This window comes from Paenibacillus sp. FSL F4-0097 (genome assembly GCF_038593125.1).
GTDB lineage: Bacteria > Bacillota > Bacilli > Paenibacillales > Paenibacillaceae > Paenibacillus_AQ > Paenibacillus_AQ odorifer.
This window is the reverse complement of sequence record NZ_CP151965.1, coordinates 582,052-603,814: the sequence shown is the minus strand read 5'-3', so window position 1 is coordinate 603,814 and position 21,763 is coordinate 582,052. Positions and strand designations below refer to the sequence as shown.

General features: G+C 45.7%; 21 protein-coding genes, 1 pseudogene and 2 riboswitches. Of the genes and pseudogenes, 7 read left to right on the top strand and 15 right to left on the bottom strand.

Features of this window, described 5'->3' with window-relative positions:
- Positions 1–26 precede the first annotated feature (26 nt).
- Positions 27–455 carry a MarR family winged helix-turn-helix transcriptional regulator gene (locus tag MHH86_RS02695; RefSeq protein ID WP_036676732.1) on the bottom strand — a complete coding sequence of 143 codons (429 nt, stop codon included), beginning with the start codon at positions 453–455 and terminating at the stop codon, positions 27–29.
- A 158-nt stretch (positions 456–613) separates the two neighbouring features.
- On the opposite strand from MHH86_RS02695, the gene MHH86_RS02690 reads away from it, so the two are divergent.
- The gene (locus tag MHH86_RS02690; RefSeq protein WP_036676852.1) at positions 614–1,399 is read left to right on the top strand and encodes a carbon-nitrogen family hydrolase; all 786 of its coding nucleotides are present in this window, start codon (positions 614–616) and stop codon (positions 1,397–1,399) included.
- Positions 1,400–1,499: 100 nt separating this feature from the next.
- Here MHH86_RS02690 and MHH86_RS02685 read toward each other — a convergent pair whose 3' ends face one another.
- Complete coding sequence (locus MHH86_RS02685; protein ID WP_063829777.1) at positions 1,500–2,345, bottom strand: hypothetical protein; 846 nt, start codon at positions 2,343–2,345, stop codon at positions 1,500–1,502.
- A gap of 287 nt (positions 2,346–2,632) precedes the next feature.
- Between MHH86_RS02685 and MHH86_RS02680 the strand changes: the two genes are divergently transcribed.
- Positions 2,633–3,520 carry a CHAD domain-containing protein gene (locus tag MHH86_RS02680; protein WP_036676731.1) on the top strand — a complete coding sequence of 296 codons (888 nt, stop codon included), beginning with the start codon at positions 2,633–2,635 and terminating at the stop codon, positions 3,518–3,520.
- A gap of 28 nt (positions 3,521–3,548) precedes the next feature.
- On the opposite strand, the gene MHH86_RS02675 is transcribed toward MHH86_RS02680, so the two are convergent.
- The 7 genes and pseudogenes from MHH86_RS02675 to MHH86_RS02645 form a co-directional block, all read right to left on the bottom strand.
- The gene (locus MHH86_RS02675; protein WP_036676729.1) at positions 3,549–4,760 is read right to left on the bottom strand and encodes a Ger(x)C family spore germination protein; all 1,212 of its coding nucleotides are present in this window, start codon (positions 4,758–4,760) and stop codon (positions 3,549–3,551) included.
- A complete protein-coding gene (locus tag MHH86_RS02670; protein ID WP_036676848.1) occupies positions 4,757–5,848 on the bottom strand; it encodes a GerAB/ArcD/ProY family transporter in 1,092 nt (363 codons plus the stop codon). The genes MHH86_RS02675 and MHH86_RS02670 overlap by 4 nt, the downstream gene beginning before the upstream one ends.
- 27 nt (positions 5,849–5,875) lie before the next feature.
- A pseudogene (locus tag MHH86_RS02665) lies at positions 5,876–7,621 on the bottom strand (spore germination protein).
- Positions 7,622–7,732: 111 nt separating this feature from the next.
- Positions 7,733–8,059 (bottom strand): thioredoxin domain-containing protein, encoded by a 327-nt coding sequence (locus MHH86_RS02660; RefSeq protein WP_036676728.1) that lies wholly within the window; start codon positions 8,057–8,059, stop codon positions 7,733–7,735.
- Between the two features lie 38 nt (positions 8,060–8,097).
- Positions 8,098–8,490, bottom strand: a complete 393-nt coding sequence (locus MHH86_RS02655) for a MerR family transcriptional regulator (RefSeq protein ID WP_036676727.1) — start codon at positions 8,488–8,490, stop codon at positions 8,098–8,100.
- Between the two features lie 145 nt (positions 8,491–8,635).
- Positions 8,636–9,271: a ThuA domain-containing protein gene (locus MHH86_RS02650; RefSeq protein WP_036676725.1), complete on the bottom strand. Its 636-nt coding sequence runs from the start codon at positions 9,269–9,271 to the stop codon at positions 8,636–8,638.
- 49 nt (positions 9,272–9,320) lie between these two features.
- Entirely contained in the window at positions 9,321–10,043 is a 723-nt protein-coding gene (locus MHH86_RS02645) for an SDR family NAD(P)-dependent oxidoreductase (protein WP_036676722.1), read from the bottom strand.
- A 228-nt stretch (positions 10,044–10,271) separates the two neighbouring features.
- Between MHH86_RS02645 and ytxJ the strand changes: the two genes are divergently transcribed.
- Both ytxJ and MHH86_RS02635 read left to right on the top strand, forming a co-directional pair.
- Positions 10,272–10,598 carry a bacillithiol system redox-active protein YtxJ gene (ytxJ, locus tag MHH86_RS02640; protein WP_036676719.1) on the top strand — a complete coding sequence of 109 codons (327 nt, stop codon included), beginning with the start codon at positions 10,272–10,274 and terminating at the stop codon, positions 10,596–10,598.
- Positions 10,595–10,834: a glutaredoxin family protein gene (locus MHH86_RS02635; RefSeq protein ID WP_036676715.1), complete on the top strand. Its 240-nt coding sequence runs from the start codon at positions 10,595–10,597 to the stop codon at positions 10,832–10,834. The genes ytxJ and MHH86_RS02635 overlap by 4 nt, the downstream gene beginning before the upstream one ends.
- A gap of 100 nt (positions 10,835–10,934) precedes the next feature.
- Here the strand turns inward: MHH86_RS02635 and MHH86_RS02630 are convergent, their stop codons facing one another.
- From MHH86_RS02630 to MHH86_RS02610, 5 genes are all read right to left on the bottom strand, one after another.
- Positions 10,935–13,259: a histidine kinase gene (locus MHH86_RS02630; RefSeq protein ID WP_038568549.1), complete on the bottom strand. Its 2,325-nt coding sequence runs from the start codon at positions 13,257–13,259 to the stop codon at positions 10,935–10,937.
- A gap of 103 nt (positions 13,260–13,362) precedes the next feature.
- A complete protein-coding gene (gene kdpC / locus MHH86_RS02625; RefSeq protein WP_339212045.1) occupies positions 13,363–13,971 on the bottom strand; it encodes a potassium-transporting ATPase subunit KdpC in 609 nt (202 codons plus the stop codon).
- 55 nt (positions 13,972–14,026) lie between these two features.
- Positions 14,027–16,060 (bottom strand): potassium-transporting ATPase subunit KdpB, encoded by a 2,034-nt coding sequence (kdpB, locus tag MHH86_RS02620; protein ID WP_076101365.1) that lies wholly within the window; start codon positions 16,058–16,060, stop codon positions 14,027–14,029.
- A 16-nt stretch (positions 16,061–16,076) separates the two neighbouring features.
- Positions 16,077–17,753 carry a potassium-transporting ATPase subunit KdpA gene (kdpA, locus tag MHH86_RS02615; protein ID WP_076101364.1) on the bottom strand — a complete coding sequence of 559 codons (1,677 nt, stop codon included), beginning with the start codon at positions 17,751–17,753 and terminating at the stop codon, positions 16,077–16,079.
- 216 nt (positions 17,754–17,969) lie between these two features.
- A complete protein-coding gene (locus MHH86_RS02610; RefSeq protein WP_306083442.1) occupies positions 17,970–18,461 on the bottom strand; it encodes a hypothetical protein in 492 nt (163 codons plus the stop codon).
- 177 nt (positions 18,462–18,638) lie between these two features.
- A riboswitch (cyclic di-AMP (ydaO/yuaA leader) is annotated at positions 18,639–18,828 on the bottom strand.
- A gap of 418 nt (positions 18,829–19,246) precedes the next feature.
- Positions 19,247–19,411, top strand: a riboswitch (cyclic di-AMP (ydaO/yuaA leader).
- Positions 19,412–19,479: 68 nt separating this feature from the next.
- On the opposite strand from MHH86_RS02610, the gene MHH86_RS02605 reads away from it, so the two are divergent.
- The 3 genes from MHH86_RS02605 to MHH86_RS02595 all read left to right on the top strand — a co-directional run bounded on the left by MHH86_RS02605 (position 19,480) and on the right by MHH86_RS02595 (position 21,063).
- Entirely contained in the window at positions 19,480–20,034 is a 555-nt protein-coding gene (locus MHH86_RS02605; protein ID WP_036676704.1) for a hypothetical protein, read from the top strand.
- A gap of 14 nt (positions 20,035–20,048) precedes the next feature.
- Positions 20,049–20,570 carry a hypothetical protein gene (locus MHH86_RS02600; protein WP_052096743.1) on the top strand — a complete coding sequence of 174 codons (522 nt, stop codon included), beginning with the start codon at positions 20,049–20,051 and terminating at the stop codon, positions 20,568–20,570.
- 133 nt (positions 20,571–20,703) lie between these two features.
- Positions 20,704–21,063, top strand: a complete 360-nt coding sequence (locus MHH86_RS02595) for a hypothetical protein (protein ID WP_141118558.1) — start codon at positions 20,704–20,706, stop codon at positions 21,061–21,063.
- A 462-nt stretch (positions 21,064–21,525) separates the two neighbouring features.
- On the opposite strand, the gene MHH86_RS02590 is transcribed toward MHH86_RS02595, so the two are convergent.
- Complete coding sequence (locus MHH86_RS02590) at positions 21,526–21,732, bottom strand: hypothetical protein (RefSeq protein WP_076101362.1); 207 nt, start codon at positions 21,730–21,732, stop codon at positions 21,526–21,528.
- Positions 21,733–21,763 lie beyond the last annotated feature (31 nt).

The following is a 21,763-nucleotide window of genomic DNA, read 5'->3' as shown; positions in this document are numbered from 1 at the left end:
TCTCCTTTGAGTGTGTGATTTGTAAGTTACAACAGAATGATATTAGATTGCAGACGATTAAGCATATCAATGAGCACTGCTCGCTCCTGATCGTTAAAACCTGTTAGCAAAGTAGCGATAAACCGCCTTTTCTCTTCGCTATATTTAACCATTCTTTCCCGACCTTGATCGGTTAATGAGACCAATGTGACCCTGTTATCGGCTGGGTTATTGCGGCGGGCGATCATGCCACTCTCTTCCAATCCCTTCAGATGACGTGTGACGGCTGCCCCATCAATCTCCATTTCCTTTTGCAGACTGATTTGGCTGACTTCGTCTACCCGAAACAGTTCGTGCAGGAGGCGAAGCCGTGTGGGACTAATCCCGGCACAACGTTCGAATTTTGGAGAGATTCCTTTGTTTAAAGCCTGCAGCAGTTCAAATATATGCTCTTCCTCAGGACAGTGCTCCGTCAAAATATGCCTCCTTTCTAAATTTAATTGCATGCAATTGTTTTGTACAAAATTATACTAACGCATAATCATTGACCCGTCAACTAATATATCAAATCATTTTTAAAAAATCAACATTGCTTATCCTTATCCGGTGCTATACGCTTGAACAAAAGAGGAGGATACCTATGAGAATATCCCTGATTCAGCTGGATATAGCATTTGGCAATCCCGCTATGAATTATGCTGCTGTTGCCCAGAAAATAAATGAAGCTGCTTCCGCAGCCCCTGATTGTCTGATTCTCCCTGAGCTATGGACCACTGGCTATGATCTGACTCGCTTAGAAGATATTGGCGATCTAGAAGGAGAAATTACCAAGGAATTCATCTCCAGCTTGGCTAAACAATACAGCATCAATATCATCGCCGGTTCAGTGGCTAGCCGTAATGATGCTGGGGTCACCAATCGTATGTATGTATTTAATCGATCAGGTGAGCTTGTTGGACAATACAGCAAGCTGCATTTGTTCCAGCTGATGGAGGAGCATTTGTATCTCCAACCGGGAGAAACTAAAGGACTCTTCACATTGGACGGCATCTTATGTGCAGGGCTAATCTGTTACGATATCCGTTTTCCGGAGTGGGTTCGCGCCCATACCGCACAAGGGGCGGAAATCCTGTTCGTCTGCGCTGAATGGCCACTGCCCAGGTTGTCCCACTGGCGGGCGCTGTTGATCAGCCGGGCCATCGAGAATCAATGTTATGTTGTAGCCTGCAACCGTGCAGGCAGCGATCCAGCCAATATCTTTGCTGGGCATTCTATGATTATTGATCCTTGGGGAGATATTGTGTGTGAAGCTTCTGAAGAGGAAGAAATTCTAACTGGAGATATCGATTTACATCAGGTGCGTGAGATTAGGAAACAAATTCCTATTTTTTCGGACAGACGTCCTGAGTTGTATAATTAAAAGAGCGTGATTGAATATTAAAAAAAGACGTTTCGTAGGCTGGCTCTAGCCAGCTTTCCATTACGTCCTTTTTTAACAGACTCCAACCCATGCTTAGCCCTCAGGAATACCGCTCGCGAAGCACCCGCGTTGCATCGAGCACACGTGGATCATCATAGTCCAAGCTGTATCCTGTCTCTTGCTGCAAAATCCCGGATGGTCTAAGAGACACTCCCCGGTGAATTAAAGCCTGAATAATTCCCTCCACAAACACTGTCGCCACTTCAGGTCCACCGAGTTCACCAAGTCCAGCAATCGTCTCTGGACGAACCCGTGGATAAGCTAATGAGGAGTCTCCTCCGGAGGCTTGCGCATAGAAATCGCGGATTTGTTCACCGCGTTCTTGTCCCGAGCCAGAAACTACAACAAATGCATGTACAAAATAAGCATTATTCTGCCTACGCTGAGCGATCCCACAAAACTTCCGACCATTAATGGCCAGATCGAAATCACCCGGGCAGTAAGAACCAACAATCTCACCAGCCTCAATTTGCGCCGCAGCCTGTGGATGACTTATAGCAACCGCTTCCGTGATCAAAGCAGCCAAGAGCTTAAAGTCATCATGAAAGTCCAGCTTTCCACGTCCTTTGGGCAGAACTAGAGAAAAATTAACGATCCCTGAATCCAGAGGCACCGCAGCCCCGCCTGAATGCCTAACCGCCGTTCTAATCCCTTGCTCCTCAAGCATAAGCATCGCCTGAGCTGCACACGGTAGCTTACTGTCCCGAAGTCCAAGCGCCACACCACCAGAATGACTCCACAGATGTAAGCTAGGAGGTATAATGCCCGCTCCAACATCCCTGCATAAGGTTTCCTCAAAAGCGAATGGAACCAACATATCTTCTAGGCTCCCTGCTTCTGTATCTTTGCTCTCATCCTTTGCACTCAGATGTTGAAAGAGCCCCATTTCTGAAGGAAGTTTACTAATTATTGAATCATACTCACGAGTATCCACCAAAGCCCCTCTTTCCCGAATATGAGCCACGAGACCTGCTATTCTCTACCAGCTAAAGATCCAAGCCTATCCGTATAAATAATGATAGTAATATTGTAACCGATCTGTCTCTATGCTGTGAGTAGAGAATTGAAATGAGGTTATGATAACGCTATTCTTATAGTAAATGGACTTGCCCCAGAGCATAATAGGGGAAGCCCTAAATTCATGCTATCCCAAACGTTAAGGAGTGATGCTGCATGACAGGAGACAAGCTGACCAAAGAACGACAGCTAACCAAAACAAAGCAATGGGAACAAGCCCTTAACCACCTTTATATCAACTTTTGGGATTACAGCCATGACGCATTAAATAAATTCGCTGATGAAGATATCCACCAGGCAAGAGTGAACTGCCGTAAGCTGCTAAGTCTATTATCCATTCTTGATCCGCGGCACACTTCAGGCCTGTACCCTATTTTCAAAAAAGCGCAAAAGAGATTAGGTAAAGTGAGAGATGCAGATGTTCTAATAGAATCTTTTAAGAACAAGCGCAAGCAAGCGAAGGAGAACGGAGATTCTAAAACTGCAGACCTGTTAAAGGCAGTGATTGCTTACCAAAAGGACAAGCGCAAAACTTACCGCAAGAAGCTCACTAATGAGCTGCCTGAACTAATCAATGAAGGCCTCGAGGAAAAGTGGAAGACCTTCCTAAGCGAGCAGCTTGAAGCCCTAGTCGCAAAAAAGAATGTTAACGTTGTTATGCGTGAGCTTGAGATCGCTTATGAGCAGAAGAAAAAAACCTGTAAAGCTATTTTTCATGAAGACAATGCCGAATCTAAAGAAGCCTTCGACGCTTTGCACCAGCTAAGAATTGCCGCTAAGGAACTGCGCTATACCGCGAGTGCAGCCGATTTTGCGTTAAATCAGAAATTTCATGCGCATGAGGAGATCTATAAGGAGATTCAAGATCAACTTGGGCTGATTAACGACAAACGTCTGTGGCTAGAAACACTGAATGCTATTGGACGTGAAGAACTGGACATCGGTAAAAAAACATGGAATGCCTTCACATCTCAATTAAAGGATGAAGTGCTCGATGCACTGCATCAGAATGATGTCATTCCTATCCAGACACAAACGAAGTAGCTCCATGCAACATTGCAAATAGCCCTTTCTATTCAGCCGATGTATCTGATGCACCATACTCTTCAATATTCAGTTTCACTTCATAGGTAATCGGAATCTCGCTAAAGGTTTCATCCCAGTTATCCTCTACGCTCCGCCATACGGCTGGATGTTGAATACGCAAAGCGTTGCCGAAACCTGCAACCTCTGTATGCAGCTCCTTCTGCATTTTTTTCACAGTGACCTGAAGCATGTCTACGACATGCTTCTCTAGCACTGCTTTATCCTCCTTTACAATGCCGTCATGTAACTTCTTCGCACTCTTAGCAAAAGCCTCACCATATCTCCCCGTAGATTCTATTTTCACATGAAAGGAGATCTTCCCATCCTTCACAATAGCCTTATACTTGCTACCCAGGGATTTGATTTCATAGGTAATGAGCTTATTGTTAGACGGGTCGTATGCTTTGAGAGCACCCCCCTCTCCCTTTCCAGTCAGCCAGACCATTCCTTCCAGCTCCGATGCATCAAAAAAACCAACGAGTTTTCCCGTTTTCCCTTTAATTACGCCTGCTCCATCCAGCTTTGTCTCCTTCTCTTTTTCTAAAGATATTACATTCTGCAACATGAAACTTCTTTTACCATGCAAAGGACCCGCTACTTTAGCTATTGAAACTGGCTCCCATATCCTCGTGCTCCGACTTCTATTCACAAAAATCCCCTCTAATACAAATGAAGGGGTTTGGCCCGGCAGCGCATTTTCCAATACATCTCTGGCTTTTCCCTTGCTGACATATAGTAGAACACTGGGACGAATATCGTTATCCCTGCTAAAGAAATCAATTAACTCAGAAAACTTAGTAGAGCGTGCAAGCTTCTCACCGATCACAATGACCTTAAGGTGATGTCCGATCGGAGTACGTCTAGTACGCAGTGAAAGTGCCCGTAATGCTTCAAACATCGAATCACTTACTTCACTCATGTTATAGTAATTTCTGGTTGAGGATGGGGAAGCCCCAGACTTCATACCTGACCCTCCTGAGCCTTGAGGAATCGTAAACTGATAGGTACTCATTATTTGGGCAGGCATGGGATTCCCCCCACCTCCTTGCTGAGTTGCCTCCTCATCCCCTGTCTCCTCCGCACTGTCCAGGGCAACACCAATCTCCATACTCAACTCCTCAACAGGTGTGCTGCTCCAGCAACCGGTCAACAGAATACATAATATAAGAAATGTAATCGACACTCTCCACTTTTTCATGAAGCCGCCCTCCGGAAATGTGCGATGATTAACAGCGGCAATGGAATTAATCCAAATAAAACGATCATCCAATTCCCCACAACTGTCCCTAATGCAAACAGAGCATTCACATTTGGAGGCGTTCTGGAAACTACATAGGCTACTGGAAGTATAGCCAATAAGCAGCTATTAAATCGTTTATGAAATATTTGAGAAACTCCCAAAGCAGCAGCATAAATAGTGATGCAGAAGGTGCAGAAAATTTGCATAATCCAGATTACCAGCAGCAGCGATTCAAACCTCTCAAAAATAAGATAATTCACCTCAAAGCTTCTCACTAGATCAAGAAATGGCCAAGTTCTTGTGACCACTCCATCTATAGAAAACGCACCAATAGTCATTACAACGGCTAAAAGATAAAAGAACGTTGATATACATGATCCAGCAATAATTACCTTTACTGCTTTTTGTGGCTTATCCATAAAAGCAACAATGAACAGCATCGCTTCACCAGCAGTAAAAGTCAGAATGGTTGGCCTGATGCCCTTCCATACCGGTCCTAACCCATCTCCAAGAAAAGGCCGCAGATTATCGATATCAAAAACTTCAACACTAAGCAAACATACCCCAACAAAAACTGTCCATGCAATCGGAACAATCAACCTACACATGCTAGTTATGGCATTAAGCCCTCCTCTGCACAAATAGAAGGCTATCCAAATAAACACGGCAACAATAGCCCAAGGAGGGGTTCCCTCCAGCAGAAAAAAAGAGGTCACTTCCTGCACGGAACGTGCTTCAAAACTGGCTATGCACAGAAAATAAACAATCACTAATATAGAGAGAATCACTCCAAGTGGCTTGCCAATGATTTTCCCGCTAAATTGAAAGATGGTTTGACCTGGAAACCGTTGACTAAGCTTCACTATAATTAAACCTGTAAAAAAGGTAATCACTCCCCCTAAAAAAACGGAGATCCATACGTCTGGAGTCTCACTAGCCTCTACAATCGTCCGAGGAAGGGTAAGTATCCCTGCCGCAATAGTATAATTGGCTAATATGATCGTTGCTTGAACAGCAGTAATTCGGTCCTTAACCTCGGTACTCATAATTTCTTCCTCCATTACCTAGACCCCTCACCCTTTGCGTCGGGGGTCCTTCGGCTTCAACAGCGTAGGGCGGCCTGTTAGAAATTGCAGTGGCATACGGAATATAAAATCTTTCCAATCCTTAATCTTATACGGTATGAACATGCCAAGATAGGGCATGCCAAAGCTTCTTAGCTTGATTAAATGGGCACTCAGGAAAAGGAAAAATAACACAACTCCATATAATCCAAAGACTGCTGCAGAAAACATAGCTACAAAACGGAGCGTGCGAAGTGTCATTCCAGCACTATACATAGGGATGGTGAAGGAAGAAATTGCTGTAACTGAAACAACGATGACTAGAATTGGACTCACAATTCCGGCTTCTACCGCGGCTTGACCGATGATTAGACCGCCAACAATCCCCATTGCAGGACCGATAGGTTTAGGCAGCCGGAGTCCAGCCTCCCGTAATATTTCGATGGAGGTCTCCATAATCAATGCTTCGATTAATACCGAAAAAGGTACACCTTGGCGGGAGCTGATGATTGAAATAGCCAACTTTGTCGGAATCAATCCTGGCTGAAAGGAGAGGAAGGAAATATATAGTGCCGGTGCAAACATTGATATCAATGCCGCGAGAAAACGCAGTAAGCGCACCAACGAACCCACCATCCACCGATCGTAATAATCCTCAGGTGATTGCAGCAGCATCCCGAAGGAAACTGGCATGATCAGGGCAAAGGGAGTGCCATCCAGTAAAATAGCTACTCTCCCTTCCAGTAGCGCTGCCATTACGCGGTCAGGTCTTTCCGTATTCTGAATCTGCTGGAATGGCGTGAAGCTATTATCTTCGATTAATTGCTCCACATAACCAGATTCTTGCACATCATCTATATCAATCGTCCTAATTCTTCGTTTGACTTCTTCGACAAGTTCATCATTCGCGATATCTTTGATATAAGTTAGAACCAAATCCTTCTTCATTCTCTTTCCTACAGTAAACGAAATCATCGCTAGCTCTGTGCTTTGCCCGTGCCTGCGCAGTAATGCTGTGTTGTCACTTAACGTCTCATTAGATCAGCTTCGTGATCCCCGCAAGACTGCCTCTGATTCAGGCTCCTCTATCCCTCTTGTGTTCCCCTTCGGGGTGCTGAGCACAATAACCTCCGGTATCCCTTCCACTAGCAGCACTACAGAGCCGAACAACACCTTTTGAAGCGAGAGCTTCACATTATCCGTAAACTCAACTTCCGAAATAAGCACAATTTCATGAATGAGAATATCTTTTAGATCCTTTGCTTCCGGTATCGTATGGGGATCCTTAAAGACCTGATAAGCATCCATTAAAGGCTTCAGAATATTCCGATCCATTTTATCTTTATCCGTCAATCCATCTACAAATATAAGGGCCGCTTGCAGCTTTATACCTCCGATACGCAACTCCCGAAAACTCACATCATGCATATCTGTGCTCATCTCTTTAAATCGTTGCAAATCCTCCCGAAATTGACCGCTATAGCTTGCTCCTGTAGGACCTTCACTTAGATCAGCCGATCCATCTGGCTTAGCAACCTTTTTCGTGCCGCTAGTACCTATAGATGTTTCTCCGTAAGGAACACCCCCGCCTATGCTGCCGGCAGCTTTTTTTGCTCTAGTACTTATCGTATCTTCCTTTGCCCTAGCCCAACTCGTCGTACGAATTAGAATAAACGGAACGAAAAAGATCATAAAACCTTGGAAAATTACGCTCCATTTAGGAATTAGCTCTAAAATACTACCCCACACCCTCATCACCTCCTTTATAGCTGTGTTCGTATTTTTTACCGAAGATGGTTAATTCATGCACAAAAAGAAGACCCCACAATATGGAGTCTCCCTAATTTCATCTTTATATTTATTGCCTTATGCTTGGAGAACCTTGTTCAGTATGCCTTGGTAGGCTGCTTTCGGACGCAGACCGACCAGCTTTTCTATAGGCTGTCCCTCTTTATATACAATGACAGTAGGCATCCCCATAACACCAGCTTCCCCAGCAAGATCCGGAAGTTCATCACAATTCACCTTTACAATAGAAACATCGTCTCCATATTCCTGGTGAAGATCTTCCAGAAGAGGCAACAGCACCTTACAAGGGGGGCACCATGGCGCACCATAATCCACCAGCACGGTTCCTCCACCACGTATTTCTGCCCGCACCCAATCCGCGCTATCGGCATTTATAATTGACATTTGCCATTCCTCCTCATATTTTCCAGCACCAGCAGTACCTATTCCAAGTTCTCCAGTGTACACGCGCCCAACTTGCTCTCATCCTGCTCCTGCAAGATAGATGCCATTCGTTCTTCCAAATTCCTCTTGATCTGATTTAGCTCTACAAGCTGACGTTCAATATCCTCCAGTTTACTGCGGTATAGTGGCATCACTTCTGCGCAGAAGGCTTCTTTGTTCTTCAACACACAATGTAGAAAGCCCGCGATCTGCTCTGTCGACAGACCCAGGTTCAAATATAGTTTAATCGTTTCTACCGTCTCTACAGCAAGTAAAGAGTACTCCCGATATCCGTTGGCCTGACGGATCGGCGAGATTAATCCCTGACTCTCATAGTAACGAAGTGAACGGACGCTTACGCCCGTCAGTTTAGCAAGCTCACCTATTTTCATAGCATTCTCCCCGGGGTTCATGAGAATTGTTCTACACCAGTATAAACCCTGACACCAATGTTAGAGTCAACAAAAAAAATCCAACCGCAGTTAACCCGCAGTTGGACTCGTGTTTTATGTTACAACAGGTATATCCGCTTATATCCTACAATAATCCCGCCGCCCAAAGTCCACCTCTACGAATCATCTGGCGAAAAGGCTCTACGGAAAATGACGGCAAATGATGACCAGGCATTAAATAAACAACCCGGCCTAGACCAAATTCATGGCACCAAGCCGCCTGCCTCATTGCCCCATCATGAGGATATTCCATAAGCACAGTTGTTTTGAAATAGGGATGCTGCTCAAAATAATAAGGCTCATCATCGATCACAAATTCTTCGATTCCCTGCATAATGGGATGCTCCCCTGCCGGTATGGACATCTGGAGCGAAGTGAATTCTGGATGATGAGTGAAATGAGCTCCCAGCATGGCGCCTAGCTCCTGATTACGCTGTAAGGAGATTCCGTTATGTACCACTAGTAATCCGCCACCATTAGCCACATAGGAGAGCAATGCGCTGCTTTGTTCCGCCGGTATTTTATCATCGGAGAATTCGGTATAGGAGATTGCCAGCTTGTAGTCAGATAATGTTTCTTTATTAAGCAGCCCGTAATCTTCCGAGGAGATTACCTGTAGATCATTGGCCAGTATCTGCTCAATCTCCCGGTCTACACCCGCAAATGGATGATATTTAACCTCCGTATAACTTCCGAGTGCCAGTGCCTTTAGTATAGACATCCTATCATCGCCTTTCTTCGTGTACTTTTTTTGATTACGGGAAACCCCTCTACCAAGGCCATGTATTGCCATCCACATCAAGATAGGCCGGCTCATCCCCTAGATATTTTTTATACTCCATAACCTGACTTATAATCTGATCTGCGGACACATCAGGTGAAATATCCGCTTGCTCATTTTTTTCGCCATGCATATAAGTCTTCATCCAGCCGGGGTGAAACACCATCACTTGACCCCCAAGCGTCTTTAGATGATTGTGCATCAGGGAGGACTGCATATTCAGTGCCGCTTTAGACATGCAGTAGCCGTACATATTAATACGCTTATTTCTGCCAATGCTGCCCGCTTCCGAAGAAATATTAACAATTAATTTATCCTTACTTTGCAATAATAGGCCCATAAGTGCATTGCTGACTCTCAACGCGCCTAGCGTATTCACATTATAAATCTCTGCCATGCCCTCATCATCCATATCCACCAGCATCGTAGCATCATCTGCGGAATGAATAATTCCGGCATTATTAATAAGAATATCAACATGCCCAGTTCTGCTGGCGATAGCCCTTGCTGCCTGCTTTACACTATCCTTACTACCAATATCGAGTGGAATAAGTTCCAGCTGTTCCGGATACTCTTCTTGAAGCGCTTTCAATTCATCTGCGTCTCTCATGTATTGTCCAGCAAATACTGAGAACTGTTTCTCTAAAAGAGAGTGTACAAGAGACAATCCAAGACCCCGATCAGCTCCAGTCACACATGCGACTCTGTTCATTCTTATCAACACTCCTACCTAGTAAGGATTATTGAAGCAAGTTGTCTTGCTTTCACCTTAGCATGCCGTCCCCTTTTTTTCAACGCGCTAAAATGAGGGTTTGGTCATCCTTGGATTAGCTGCTCCAGAATCCTTTTTGTTTTAAATTTAATATATGTTACAATCATGATTACAGGTTGTTAACAACACAATGGTTAGTAAAATAACGATCCCAGGAGGGTGATATCTATGTCTATTCAACAACTTCATACATTGGAAGATCTTAAGCAGTATGTGGATAAACCTGGCAAAAAACTGCTGTTCAAACACAGCACTACCTGCCCGATTAGCGCCAAAGCTAATGAAGAATTCCAGGCTTATCTAAAGGATGCGGATACTGCAGCAGCAGTAGTTCTAGTCATCGAGGATCGTCCAGTTTCCAATCAAATTGCCGAGGATTTCGGGATTAAGCATGAATCTCCACAGCTCTTCCTGCTTGAGGATAATGAGGTTCGCTGGAACACTTCCCACTGGAAGATCACAAGAGATGCTATCAAAGAGGCTGTGAACCAATGAGCCAGCAAGTGATTGTTTATTCAACAGCAGGCTGCAGCGATTGTAATCTGGTCAAACAATATCTTACGGAGCAAGGTATCCCTTTTGAAGTAAGAGATGTTATGACTAGCACAGTCTATCAAGAGGAAGTCGAAAAGCTTGGTTTCATGGGTGTTCCTGTTACTGTAGCAGGGGATCATGCCACCAAAGGATTCAATCTTCCCGAGCTGAAAGCACTCATCGAAGCGGCCCAGTAATTCATCCGGTTAATTATTTAGCACTTGATATATGCATACCAAAAAAGGGTATTCCAACAGCCACTTGGCTAGGAATCCCCTTTTTTCATTGTTCTAAAGCTTAAGGTTCCTCACGCATAAGATTTGCCACGACCAGTACATCTACATTTCTGGCCGAACGCAGAATCTGCTTAGTGACATCCCCACGCAGCCATTTACGTACCCAGGAGCGTTGAGATTGACCGATAATAATCTGTGTGCTCTGTAAGGCTTGAGACCTTTCAAGCAGCAAGGAAGACACTCGTGCCGGGAGCACGTTAGGAATCATCTTAAACGTTCCACCCAGTCGTTCCGTCAATTCTTTCAAATCATTAATTCGTTTATCGTAAGAAGGCCCGCTCTGCTTATATTCCTGTACGTACGTAACATACCAGCAAGCTTTTAGACGATAGGCAATCCGAAAACCTCGCCGAATCAGACGTTCCGCATGATCTCCTAAGGTGATGCACACATAGATCACTTCCTGCCGCCGCCAAGGTCCCCGCAGCGACCCGACACGTTCCCAGGCCTCCAGACGTTCATCCACATCATCAGCAATTTCCCGCAGCGCCAGTTCACGGAGGGCGATTAGATTGCCGATTTTGAAAAAAGCCCCCAGCGCCTGATCCACTTTGGTCATCGCATATATTTTCCCATCCTTCATCCGCTCTTGCAGTGTTTTAGGAGATACATCGATAAGTTCAACCTCGTCGGCCCGTTGCAGAATGCTGTCTGGGAAAGTCTCTCTAACTCTAACTCCGGTAATTTGTTCTACAGCATCATTCAAGCTTTCTAAGTGCTGAACATTCACTGTGGAGATTACAGAGATCCCTGCATCCAATAACTCCATAACATCCATATACCGCTTCTTATGTTTGCTGCCCGGCATATTGGTATGTGCCAGTTCATCTACCAGTACGACCTCCGGATTACGCTTAATGATAGCTGCCGTATCCATTTCCTCAAGGACAGTCCCCCGATAGTCAATACTCAGTCGCGGAAGGATCTCCAGCTCACCGATCTGTTCAAGGGTTTCTTTACGTCCATGCGTTTCTAGTAATCCAATAACAACATCGATCCCTCTCTTTAAGAGATCATTTCCTTCTCGCAGCATCTTATAAGTCTTGCCCACTCCGGGAGCAGCACCAATGTACACTTTAAATGTGCCCCCACGAATGGCATCGATTTTATCCTTTACTTCCTGACTGCTTAATCTGTGATAGGCATCGGCTTTCCGCTCATTTCGGCTCTGCCGGGTAGGAAGAACGCGTTCTCCCTCACGCTCAGCACGATCAGCCACGAAAAACACATCTACTCCGCGGATTTGCTTTAACAATGAGTTAGCAATCGAACCCTTCCACAGCTCCTGCCACGCCGTTTGCTTGGAGTGTCCCATAACGATACGGGTAATATTATGCTGGATGGCGTATTTCACTAGTAGTCCTGGAATCTCCCTCTTCGAGCGAAAAGAAATCTCCTCCATCGAGGCCCCAATCTTCTCAGTCAGCTTCCATAGGGATCGCTTGAAGGTTGCTGCTTCCTTAGAGGGCGTCAGGCCCTGCTTCCAGAAGGATACCACCGCCAGATCTCCGTTTAACCGTTTAGCGATTTGCTGTCCACGGCGGATATGAATCGAGCCATTCCAATAATACTGTGCGGACACCAACACTTTTTCGGCAATCCCCGAAGCTCCCAGCAACCCTTGCTCCTCCCGATGCTTCTCCAGCGAACCATTAACATCCTCCGCTACCATTCTCAGCGCCAGCTCCCGCAGCTTGCTTAGATTCCCTTTGTTAAAAAGCGATGTCCGCTGCTTCTTGCCCAAATGTCCTTCGGACAAACGTTGAAGTATCTTTTCCGGAGTCACATCAATTAGAACGATATCATCTGCAAGGGTGAGCACTTCCGCAGGCAAGGAATACTCCACCTCAATCCCCGTCCACTTTCGCGCTAGATCTGCTGCGCCCTCCAGCTCGTATACGTTTACAGTTGTGATGACACTAATTCCACAACCCAATAAATATTTGATATCCTCCAGCCTAGTTGATCTCTCCGCACCCTCGCGATTATGATGAGCCAATCCATCGGTCAGTACAACCTCTGGATTACGCGCCACAATGGCCTCCACGTCCAGATCCTTCTTCTCGATCTCCTTCTGAAACCAATGAATACTTGGAATCCGTTCCAAGTCACCCAGCTGATCCCTTGTTTCTGGACTCTGGTTGGTTGAAACCGCACAGATTACAACATCGATGCCCTGTGCTTTCAGCGCCTGCCCCTCACGCAGCATCTGATAGGTCTTGCCTGATCCACTGACCGGACCTATATAGATCTTCAGGCGTCCACGATGCAGCTCATAGATAGAGAGCAGCAGTTCCTCCGGCGTCTTCCTCCGATATGTTCCCATCAAGACCACTCCTTAATAACCCGTTCATCCATTCACTCTTCTATGCCAAAAGCAAGATATCCCTGACCCAGTTTGAACAATCGGGCAGGGATATTAGCTATATTTATTTGTTCGTTAATTTCTGGAGCTCCATATTCAGCTTCAGAACATTTACCCGTTCTTCACCAAACAGCCCTAGATCACGACCTTCGGTCTGCTTATTCACTAGCTCTTCCAGCTGCGTGGCTGGAATCCCGGTCAAATTACTGATCCGGGGAATCTGCACAATTGCCGATGCAGGAGTGATATGCGGATCAAGACCTGAACCTGAGTTGGTTACTAAATCAACCGGCAGCTTGTTTACAGGCACATCCGGATTATCCAGCTGCCACTGTGTGATGGAATCCTTCGTCCGCTGCAGCATATCGGGGTTGGATGGGCCATAGTTGTTGGAGCCTGAAGCTTCCGCTTTATAATCAATGCTGGATACACGTCCATGGAATAATGCCGGGTCCGTAAAGCTCTGCCCGATGAGTTCTGAACCCACTACTACTCCAGCGTCATTCTTCAGCTGACTGCCGTTCGCTTGCGATGGCATCAGAACTTGAGCAATCGCTGTAGTAGTCAGAGGATAAATCACTCCGCAGAGAACAACAAACACTAGACATAGCCGTAATATGATAAAGAAATTAGCACCCTTCGATGGTGACAACTGTTCTTCAGCGTCCGCAATCGATTTTCTGTTATTCACGATGCTCTCACCCTTTCAATGATTAGTTAATCCGTTGTTATATCCATACACTTACGAGCAAATCAATAAGTTTGATGCCCGCAAAAGGAACGACTACTCCACCTAAACCATAGATAAAAATATTACGTCCCAGCAGCTTCGTAGAACTCATCGCTTTATACGAGACACCTTTCATAGCCAATGGGATCAGCAGCGGAATAATAATCGCATTAAATATTAATGCAGATATAATTGCCGAGCTAGGTGAACCCAATCCCATGACATTCAGGGCTTCCATTTCAGGAATAGCGAGCATGAACATTGCCGGAATAATTGCGAAGTATTTAGCGATATCATTCGCAATACTGAACGTTGTCAACGCGCCCCGCGTCATCAGTAGCTGTTTACCAATAGCTACAACCTCAATGATCTTCGAGGGATCGGAGTCCAGATCAACCATATTTGCTGCTTCCTTAGCGGCTGTGGTCCCGCTGTTCATCGCTAAGCCCACATCAGCTTGGGCGAGGGCAGGTGCGTCATTCGTACCATCACCAGTCATTGCCACCAGCTTGCCTTCGTTCTGCTCGCGGCGGATAACCGCTATTTTATCCTCAGGTGTACTCTCTGCAATAAAATCATCTACCCCTGCTTCACGGGCAATAGTAGCTGCGGTCAGCGGATTGTCCCCTGTACACATGATAGTCTTGATTCCCATTTTTCGCAGCTCATCAAACCGCTCTTTCATGCCTGGCTTAACTGTATCCTTTAAGTAAATAAGTCCATAAATCCGGTTGTCTACCGCAACAGCAAGCGGGGTCCCCCCCATTCGAGCGATAGCATCGGAATTACTGTCGAGGTTCGCGGGAATGACTCCGCCCTTCGACTGTACCCATTTCTTCACGGAATCGACTGCCCCTTTACGAACAGATCGTCCATCACGCAGATCTATACCACTCATCCGGGTCTCAGCCTTAAACTCTACGAGCTCTCCGCCTTCAGCAAGTTTGCTGTCATAGCTGCGTTCCAGCTTCTTAGCCAGCTCAATAACAGAACGTCCTTCCGGAGTCTCATCCTTTAGCGAACTAATAGCTGCCCAAGCCGTAAGCTCAGCTTCCGTTTCATCTCCAACTGGCACAAAATCACTCGCCATCCGGTTTCCGAAAGTAATCGTACCGGTCTTATCTAGAATCATTGTATTAATGTCGCCGGCAGCTTCAACGGCCTTCCCTGACATAGCAAGGACATTAAACTGTGTGACGCGGTCCATCCCTGCTATCCCGATAGCGGAGAGCAGTCCCCCGATTGTGGTCGGGATCAGACAGACCAGCAAGGCGATCATAACAGGAATATCTAGATCAACGCCCAGGTAAGTCGCAATAGGCCGCAAGGTCACTACTACAATCAGGAAAATCAACGTCAGACTGATCAAGAGTGTATTTAGTGCAATTTCATTGGGTGTCTTCTGACGTTTCGCCCCTTCAACGAGGGAGATCATCCGATCCAAGAATGACTCACCGGGATCACTGGTAATTTTGACTTTAATCTCATCACTAACTACCCGGGTGCCGCCTGTGACTGAGCCGAAATCTCCGCCGGCTTCCTTAATAACAGGTGCAGATTCACCTGTAATTGCCGATTCATCTACGGAGGCCAGCCCTTCAATCACTTCACCATCGCCAGGGATAAGTTCTCCCTGACTGACGATCACGATATCTCCTTTCCGCAGCTCGGAGGAAGAAACGGTCTTCACAGACCCTCCAACGAGCTTATTAGCTGTGATATCCTGTTTCGTTTTCTTAAGCGAATCCGCCTGGGCCTTCCCGCGGCCTTCAGCCAGCGCTTCAGCGAAGTTGGCAAACAGCACTGTGAATAACAGAATGAACAACACCGTGATATTGAAGCCTACCGATTTCTCTGCATTAAAATATCCGGGGGCCAGTACCATAAGCAATACAATAATCGTGCCGATTTCGACTACGAACATGACCGGATTTTTGATTAACGTCACCGGGTTAAGCTTAATAAAGCTATCCTTTACAGCGCTTAGGAGTATGGGTCCCGTCAGCAGCTTTTTTCTTTTTACAGTACTCATCTTGTTCTCCCTCTTCCTACCGTAAGGTCAAATATTCTGCAATCGGGCCGAGCACAATGACCGGCAGAAACGTCAGCGCACCGATAATCACTACCGTACCAATCAGAATTCCGGTGAACAGACCATTGTCTGTGCGGAATGTGCCAATCGTCTCAGGAACCGGCTTCTTCTGGATCAGTGAACCTGCAACTGCCAGCATTGCGATTATAGAGACATAACGGCCAAGCAGCATTACGATCCCGGTTGTAACATTCCAAAAGGTGGTATTGTCCGCAAGCCCTTCAAATCCTGAACCATTGTTCGCGGCAGAAGAGACATATTCATATAACACTTGGCTAAGTCCATGGAATCCGGGATTCGTGATGGAACCGTTGCCCAAGTCCGTTAAGAACGCACCTGCTGTTGGTACAAGGATAATGAACGGATGCACAAGGATAGCAATCGCAATCAGCTTCATCTCCTTGGCTTCTATCTTTCGCCCGAGAAACTCTGGTGTTCTGCCAACCATTAGTCCACATAAGAAGACGCCCATGATGGCATACATCAGCATATTGATTAGTCCTACACCTTTTCCCCCGAAGACGTTATTGAGCATCATTAGGGCCAGAGGGGTAATGCCACCCAGCGGTGTCAGCGTATCATGCATATTGTTAACACTACCTGTCGTAGCTGCCGTTGTTACCGAAGTGAACAGAGAAGATTGCGGGATCCCAAAACGTACCTCTTTACCTTCCATGCTGCCTTGCGAAGACTCGATCCCCAGCGCATTAATAGCGGGATTCCCTTTAGTTTCCGCATAATAATTCAGCCCCAGCAGCAGAACGAACAAGGTCATCATTGCTGTGAAAATCACCCAGCCCTGACGTTTGTTCTTAGCGAACAACCCGTACATATATGGCAAAGAGGCTGGCAACATCCACATAGAGAGAATCTCCAGAACGTTCGTAAGTGGATTAGGGTTCTCAAAAGGATGCGCTGAATTGGCTCCGAAGAAGCCGCCACCATTCGTACCTAAGTGTTTAATTGACTCCAAAGAAGCGACTGGACCGATAGCGATTTGTTGCGTCTGCCCTTCGAGTGTAGTGACCTCAAGCGATGGCTTGAGCGTTTGTGGCACATGCAATCCTACCAGCACCAATGAAACTAGCAGAGCTAATGGAATGAATACACGAATATGTGCTTTTACGAAGTCCTCAAAAAAATTTCCGACTGATTTCTGTCCTGTAATCCCTCTGACAAAAGCAACCGCAACAGAAAATCCGCTCGCTGCAGACGTGAACATCATCATCGTGATGACTGCCATTTGTGAAAAATACGATAGTCCCGTCTCCCCGCTATAATGCTGCAGGTTCGTATTGGTCATAAAGCTGATCACCGTATTTAATGAAAGCGTCTGTTCCATATCGGCAATTCCATTCGGGTTCAGCGGCAATCCCCGCTGTAATCTTAGAAAAATATAACTGAAAGCAACCAGTACGATATTAGTTAAAACAAAGCTGAGTGCATACTTCTTCCAGGACATTCCGTCCCGTTTTTTCAGGCCGATCAGCTTATAAATACCTTTCTCTGTGCCTGCAAACCAGCGATCCGTACGATTCGGTTCGTTAGAAAATACATGATATAAATACGTCCCCATCGGCTTGACCAACAAGATGAGAATTACAATTACGACGACTATTTGCAAAATGCCCATGAATGCCCCTCCTTAAAATTTCTCAGGATGAATCAACGCGTAAACCAGATATATAAACAACAGTAGGGTAACAGCGATTACTAGAATCACAGCTTATCCCTCCCCGTATCCTCAACTACACCTGCGCACCAGCGCATAAAGCCATAAAATAACCCGTAAATTACAGCTAACGAAGCCACCATATACAGATCCCTCATATCTTCCGCACTCCTTCCATTATCCTTGATGAGGTGATCTATCGATTAGAAAATCAGCATCACCACTATGGGAATAGATTACATAGCTCGCACCAAGTCTTTTATAGACCAATCTAGGATTTATAGAACTTGTAATCACAAAAATTGGCTGTGTCGTCCAGGTACGGCACATCTGAATATAGCGGCAGCAAAGCGGAAAGCTGCTCTCAAACAGATATACCCTGCCTACCGGGAACGATGGGCGAAACCAAGTGCTCTGATGGCGGGTATCCACTAGAATAACCTGCTCGATTCCGAGCTCCTCTAGTAAAGCTTTCTCAGCCAGATTGTTGGTTAATCCCGCCATCTTAATACCCCTGAACTTCAGAAGTTTAATGAAATGTTCTCCCGCCTTTGTAGGCGCACATACAAGCACATATTCATTCTGATCCGTCATCTCTTTTTTCTCCTCCTGCTCATTTACAACAAGGAGGCAACGAAAATCTCCGAAAGGATGTTGACCTATCGTCATTTTCGGGCACAACCTAAAGCTCGGTTGTGTCACGTCATTAGACGCTGCCTAACAAATACCGCTAATGATGAATTTAGCGACCTCTTGGGGGAGGCCTCCATAAATGCTTTGCTTCTAAGAGCACAGCAAAAAGCCACAAAGGATCTCCTCTGTGGCTCGCTAGCGGTCACATTGCACTCATCCTCTCTCCATACGCTTACGAGGTTAGCTGTCGGATTCGGGCGGTGAGAGTCGCCCTACCTGTATAGATGCGAGCTCACTCGCACCCTCTACAGGATTCACCCCATAATCAGCTTCCGACTCTCACATCGGCTGCCGATTGTTGGTTCCCCCGCTTTCCTTATCGGAAATTAAGCGGATCAAATATTCGATTGTCGTTGAAACAGGAGTAATCATACTCTTATGCACGAAGACTTGTAAAACCTGAATGATGCCAAAATAATGCAAATTAAAAACTATTTTCCCATTAGATAGCGCTTACTTGATATCTAATCTCTCTATATCTCTTGTTTACTCGAGTTTCGAGCGTTTAATCGCTATCTATAACCCATGTGATTTTATTCACCTTTTTAGGGTGAAAATACTGCAAATTTCCTTTATAGGTTGAAACGCAAGAAGCTGAGGTTGAGCGAGAAAGAGCTCGATAACACGCCATAAATACCTATTTACCTCGTTTTTCAGTCGTAGTCGGCAGGATATGGTTAAAATCGCTCTAAAAGAACATTTTCCGTTTTTTACAGAAAATCTTGAAAAGAGTATGATTCGGGTTGAATCTAATTCATGAAAAACAATCAACGCTGAGTTCCTGCATTCGCAGGGAACGGGGGAACCATCAGGCCACCTGGCCTACTTGGGGTGAATCCAAAGGAGACTGCGTAAGTCTCAATAGGTAGGGCGACTCTCACCGTCCGAATCCGACAGCTAACCTCGTAAGCGTAAAGAGAGAGACCCTTGATCCGCCACGCTTTGGCCCAGGTATATCTGCCTGTAATCCAAAACCGCAGCAGAGGTCCTCCTCTTGCTGCGGTTTTTGCGTTACCTGAGCCTATTAGGTGATAGCACGCTGGATGGGGTGAATGTTTTGAAGCACTATTATTTAGGGATACATCAAGGGCTGCTTGAGCCGATAAGTCTAAATTACGTTTGTTTCGGGGCCTTGTGGTTCGAAGAAAATAATCACAGGTACATTGTAGGTTATGCATTTGGCCAGAACCAGATCCAAGCCCTTCGCCAATTCAGTACACCTTCTTCTTGTAAAGACTGTTTAGACTCTAAGATTGTATATGAAATATATAAAAAAATTCGAGAACAACAACAGCAGCAGGATTGGTCATCGCATCAAAAACTCCCGTGGTTTACAGCCTTCAAGGAGCCTTGGAAAGATGTAAGCGCCGGTTGGTATGTCTTGAGATCCCGCAGCACCTTTCCCTTACATCTATCTGTTATACGGAAAGAGAAGTTCCGACTATGGCTAGAGCATACCGCAGTCTGTGAGAATAAAATGGAAATGCTCGCCTGTGTAGAAAAGGCTAGTGTCACTCATCATGTAGACTTAAAGCTTTTGGAAATCTAAGGAGGAACCCTACTATGGACCAGCGCAGACTATCCCGCATTGAAGTATTTGTATTGGATGAACCCGAGCCTATTCACTATGGAATGGAAGGGGCTGAAGGCTGCCGTTATGGTATTCTGAAGCTCACCTGTAAGGGAGGTTGCAGTTGGGGGGCTTGTCTAATCTCTGCCAACACCAAAAATTTCGATCTCATTAAATGGAGTTCTTTTTTACGGGCTATCTGTCATTGCCGTCTTGAGGAAGCGCTGGATAAGGTCCGCCGCGAAGGTTCAGATTGGGAGCAGGTTAAGCTTGAGCTAGTTCAGGGTGCTTTGCAGGATTTAAAGGCCAAGCTCCAGGGTAAATCCTTGGCTGGGCATATTCAGCAAGGGCGTCTGTACAGTGTTGCAGCTGGGGGGAGCAATTCCAGAAGTGAACGGCTCTACTACAAACCTTCCAAAGCTTTTTCCACTGCCTCCCAGCAGAAACACAGTTGCCCGGAACCAGACACCGCCGATCTTATCAATAAATCCATCTCTTACTTTTCTATATTATAGATTCAAGCAAATCTCTCATTCTGAAAGGATCGTGTTCACCATGCCTGACCCCTTACCTCCCGTGTCCACCTACAGTGCTAAATTTGCAGAGTGTGTTCAAAAGTATACTAATGAAGTCTACGTACTCAGTTCCATGTTATTAGAACAATCTAATGAGGCAGACAAGGTTACTATCCGCACCTTCACAGAGCTTCATAAAATATATCGTCAGGATAACTTCGACCCTCAGTTATTCTCTATCCACGCTTACCGCACTTGTATTCGCCAGTGTGCTGATTCTTTTGCCCGGCGCTCTCTTCTATCGGCTAAGGGATTACCTTGGGAGGAACAGCTTGTGAAGGTATTGTGGTACGGCTTAAAGCTGCCTCTTTCTCAAATAAGCATTATTCTGCAAAAAAGTGTTCCTGCACTGAAAGCACAGCTTAGAGCTGTACGGGAGCAGATGACCGACCAAGCGGATATACGAACGAGCGCAAATCTTTCTATAATTTAGTCACTAACTAGAATTCAGACGATCTTTAAGCGCATGAAGCATCTAACGGACTCAGGAGCCTTTAATTGAAGCTTTTCCTCAAATTTGGCCGGCGTTCGGACTCCAGTAGAAATCCCGAGCGATGAGCGTCTCGGATCGTCTTCAAGCAGGCCCTAATCATCTTCCACCAAGGCAAGGCTTACGGACCCAGATGACATTATTTGCACGTTTATCGCCTTTTGAGCATAGTATCGGACTCCAGTGCAACTATTTGGTTAAAAGAGCTACTAATTCACCGTTTTTCATGCCAATAGCGACTATTGTGTCCGATATCTTGCCAAATCTCGATGATTGTTGCATTTAAGTGTTGCTGGGTCCGTTAGCTATATCAGCTCGTATACAAAGAGATTGCCAACGCAAAAACGGGGATATCCCAGCAACCATAAATGGCTGTTAGGATCCCCCCCGAAAATTCAGTACCTACTATTGTGCCTTACTCTTACGCGCCTTACTCTTACGCGCCTTACTGTACATCCACAATCCTGCCAACATCCCCACTATAGCAACACCGGTCAATACGCCTTGAACGAAATCCATAAAAGTGGAGCCATCCGGAAGCATTCTACTAACCGAAGCCAGTGATACCGAACTCATTAAAAGCATAATGGTATATTGTTCGCTTGTAGACATCATTAGCACTCCTTAAAAGTTATATGAGGCC

Bases quoted from the DNA above. Each gene is read 5' to 3' on its own strand.
- MHH86_RS02675 (WP_036676729.1), bottom strand. From the start codon at position 4,760: ATGAAAAAGTGGAGAGTGTCGATTACATTTCTTATATTATGTATTCTG.
- MHH86_RS02685 (WP_063829777.1), bottom strand. From the start codon at position 2,345: ATGGGGCTCTTTCAACATCTGAGTGCAAAGGATGAGAGCAAAGATACA.
- ytxJ (WP_036676719.1), top strand. From the start codon at position 10,272: ATGTCTATTCAACAACTTCATACATTGGAAGATCTTAAGCAGTATGTG.
- MHH86_RS02590 (WP_076101362.1), bottom strand. From the start codon at position 21,732: ATGTCTACAAGCGAACAATATACCATTATGCTTTTAATGAGTTCGGTA.
- MHH86_RS02595 (WP_141118558.1), top strand. From the start codon at position 20,704: ATGTTATTAGAACAATCTAATGAGGCAGACAAGGTTACTATCCGCACC.
- MHH86_RS02670 (WP_036676848.1), bottom strand. From the start codon at position 5,848: ATGAGTACCGAGGTTAAGGACCGAATTACTGCTGTTCAAGCAACGATC.
- kdpA (WP_076101364.1), bottom strand. From the start codon at position 17,753: ATGGGCATTTTGCAAATAGTCGTCGTAATTGTAATTCTCATCTTGTTG.
- MHH86_RS02660 (WP_036676728.1), bottom strand. From the start codon at position 8,059: ATGTCAATTATAAATGCCGATAGCGCGGATTGGGTGCGGGCAGAAATA.
- MHH86_RS02610 (WP_306083442.1), bottom strand. From the start codon at position 18,461: ATGACGATAGGTCAACATCCTTTCGGAGATTTTCGTTGCCTCCTTGTT.
- MHH86_RS02650 (WP_036676725.1), bottom strand. From the start codon at position 9,271: ATGTCTATACTAAAGGCACTGGCACTCGGAAGTTATACGGAGGTTAAA.
- MHH86_RS02600 (WP_052096743.1), top strand. From the start codon at position 20,049: ATGGACCAGCGCAGACTATCCCGCATTGAAGTATTTGTATTGGATGAA.
- MHH86_RS02630 (WP_038568549.1), bottom strand. From the start codon at position 13,259: ATGGGAACATATCGGAGGAAGACGCCGGAGGAACTGCTGCTCTCTATC.
- MHH86_RS02680 (WP_036676731.1), top strand. From the start codon at position 2,633: ATGACAGGAGACAAGCTGACCAAAGAACGACAGCTAACCAAAACAAAG.
- MHH86_RS02645 (WP_036676722.1), bottom strand. From the start codon at position 10,043: ATGAACAGAGTCGCATGTGTGACTGGAGCTGATCGGGGTCTTGGATTG.
- MHH86_RS02635 (WP_036676715.1), top strand. From the start codon at position 10,595: ATGAGCCAGCAAGTGATTGTTTATTCAACAGCAGGCTGCAGCGATTGT.
- kdpB (WP_076101365.1), bottom strand. From the start codon at position 16,060: ATGAGTACTGTAAAAAGAAAAAAGCTGCTGACGGGACCCATACTCCTA.
- MHH86_RS02655 (WP_036676727.1), bottom strand. From the start codon at position 8,490: ATGAAAATAGGTGAGCTTGCTAAACTGACGGGCGTAAGCGTCCGTTCA.